This is a genomic window from Methyloceanibacter sp., from assembly GCF_035650995.1.
Classification (GTDB): Bacteria; Pseudomonadota; Alphaproteobacteria; order Rhizobiales; family Methyloligellaceae; genus Methyloceanibacter.
In genome coordinates this window covers 1-2,599 of the sequence record NZ_DASRGO010000172.1, presented here as the reverse complement: position 1 = coordinate 2,599, position 2,599 = coordinate 1, and the positions used below count along the sequence as shown (strand labels likewise).

The following is a 2,599-nucleotide window of genomic DNA, read 5'->3' as shown; positions in this document are numbered from 1 at the left end:
ATCCTCGCGCTCGCTGTCGCCATCGTGCAGACGGTGCTGCCCTTGATCGGCACGCGGACCGGGGACCGCCAGCTCATGCGCGTGGCGACGCCCGCGGCGCAAGCCGAGTTCGTGCTCGTCGCCATCGCCTTCCTGGCGCTGATGACGGCCTACGTGACCTCGGACTTCTCGGTCGAGAACGTGTGGCGCAACTCGCATTCGGCCAAGCCGCTGCTCTACAAGATCTCGGGCGTGTGGGGGAACCACGAAGGGTCGATGGTGCTCTGGGTCTTGATCCTCGCTCTGTTCGGCGCGGCGGTGGCGACCTTCGGCAGCAATCTGCCGCGCGAGCTCAAAGCAAACGTGCTCGCCGTGCAGGGCTCGATCGCGGCAGCCTTCCTGCTCTTCATCGTCACCACGTCAAATCCCTTCGTCAGGCTCGACCCCGCGCCGTTCGACGGGCAGGGGCTCAACCCCGTGCTCCAGGACCCGGCGCTCGCCTTCCACCCGCCGTTCCTCTACACGGGCTATGTCGGGTTCTCGATGGCGTTCTCCTTCGCCGTCGCCGCGCTCATCGACGGGCGCATCGACGCCGCCTGGGCGCGCTGGGTGAGGCCGTGGACGCTCGCCGCCTGGATGTGCCTCACGCTCGGCATCGCCATGGGCTCGTGGTGGGCCTATTACGAGCTCGGCTGGGGCGGGTTCTGGTTCTGGGACCCGGTCGAGAACGCCTCGTTCATGCCGTGGCTCTCGGGCACGGCGCTGCTCCATTCGGCGCTGGTGATGGAAAAGCGCGACGCGCTCAAGGTATGGACCATCCTGCTCGCCATCATCACCTTCTCGCTGTCGCTGATGGGCACCTTCCTCGTCCGCTCGGGCGTGCTGACGAGCGTGCACGCTTTCGCCGTCGATCCTGCGCGCGGCATCTTCATCCTCGCCATCATGGGGCTCTTCATCGGCGGCGCGCTCACGCTGTTCGCCTGGCGCGCGCCGCTGCTCGCGCAAGGCGGACTGTTCGCCCCGATCAGCCGCGAGGGAAGTCTTGTCCTCAACAATCTGCTCCTCACCACGGCGTGCGCCGCCGTGTTCGTCGGCACGCTCTATCCGCTCGCGCTCGATGCCATCACCGGCGACAAGATCTCGGTCGGCGCACCTTTCTTCAATCTCACCTTCGCCCCGCTCATCGTCCCGCTCTTGATCGCCATGCCATTCGGTCCGTTGCTCGCCTGGAAGCGAGGAGATCTGCTTGCGGCCGCGCAGCGGCTGATCGCGGCGGCGTGCGTGGCGCTCGCAGTCATCGTCCTCGTCGCCGCCTTTGAGCATAAGGGTCCATGGCTCGCGCCGTTCGGCATCGGGCTCGGTATGTGGCTCATCATGGGCGCTCTCACCGATATCGCCTACCGGGTGAAGCTCGCCGAGGCGAGCCGGGCGGAGGCGTGGCGGCGTCTGCGCAATCTGCCGCGCTCGGCCTACGGTACCGCGCTCGCGCATGCCGGGCTTGGGCTTGCGGTGATCGGCATCGTCGCTACGACCGCTTGGCGCTCCGAGGCGATCCTCGCGATGAAGCCGGGCGACGCGGCCGAGATCGCCGGCTACACCCTTGCCTTCAAGGGTGTCGAAGATCGGCTCGGCCCGAATTACCGCGAGCGGGCCGCGCTGCTCGAGGTCAGCCGCAACGGCGTCGCGGTGACCGAGCTCACGCCGTCAAAACGCGCCTTCTCCGTAGAGAAGAGCGCAACCACCGAAGCCGGCATCCACGTGAGCTGGCGCGGCGATCTCTATGCCGTGCTCGGCGATCAGCTCAAGGACGGCGCCTATTCGGTCCGTCTCTATTTCAATCCGCTGGTGAGGTTCATCTGGCTCGGGGCGCTCGTCATGTTCTTGGGCGGCGCGGTATCGCTCTCGGATCGCCGCTTGCGGGTCGGCGCGCCCCGGCGCGCTCAGGTGAAGACTGCGGCAGTCGCGGCCGGAGAATAGAGATGCGACCCGCCCAGGCGCTCGCGGCGCTCCTCTTTGCCCTTACCCTCGCCTTCCAGCTCGCGGGCTCAGCCCGGGCGGTCGAGCCCGACGAGATCCTGCAAGATCCCGCGCTCGAGGCGCGGGCGCGGGCCATCTCCGAGGGTCTGCGCTGCCTCGTCTGCCAGAATCAGTCGATCGATGATTCGGAAGCGCCTCTCGCCAAGGACTTGCGGATACTCGTGCGCGAACGGCTGAAGACCGGCGATAGCGATCAACAAGTGGTCGATTTCATCGTGTCCCGGTATGGCGAGTTCGTGCTGCTCAAGCCTCGTTTCGAGCCGCATACGCTTCTGCTTTGGTTCGCCACACCTGCGGTATTTCTCCTGGCGATCCTGCTGATCGCTTTGGCCTATCGGCGCCGGATGTCGGCCCAAGAACGAATCGCTCCCCTGTCCGTTAAAGAGGAGCGGCGGCTGAAGCAGTTGCTTGACGAAAATTGATGCCGTAAGCGGCCGAAATCGCGTAAAATCTCCCATTCCGCAGCCACAACCTTACCTAAATTTAATGCCGCCGAAACGGCTGCGTAATCGGCGACCCCTTATATCCTTGGCAATGGATGCCTCGCTCCACAGCGACGCTAGGCACTATCGACCGGGACATT

General features: G+C 65.6%; 2 protein-coding genes. Both read left to right on the top strand.

The window, feature by feature from the left end; genetic code table 11:
* Nucleotides 1-1,956 (top strand): heme lyase CcmF/NrfE family subunit (locus VFB18_RS12820; RefSeq protein ID WP_324975887.1); only part of this gene is annotated, 1,956 nt, incomplete at its 5' end.
* 2 nt (nt 1,957-1,958) lie between these two features.
* Nucleotides 1,959-2,438: a cytochrome c-type biogenesis protein gene (locus VFB18_RS12815; RefSeq protein ID WP_324975884.1), complete on the top strand. Its 480-nt coding sequence runs from the start codon at nt 1,959-1,961 to the stop codon at nt 2,436-2,438.
* Nucleotides 2,439-2,599: the final 161 nt, after the last annotated feature.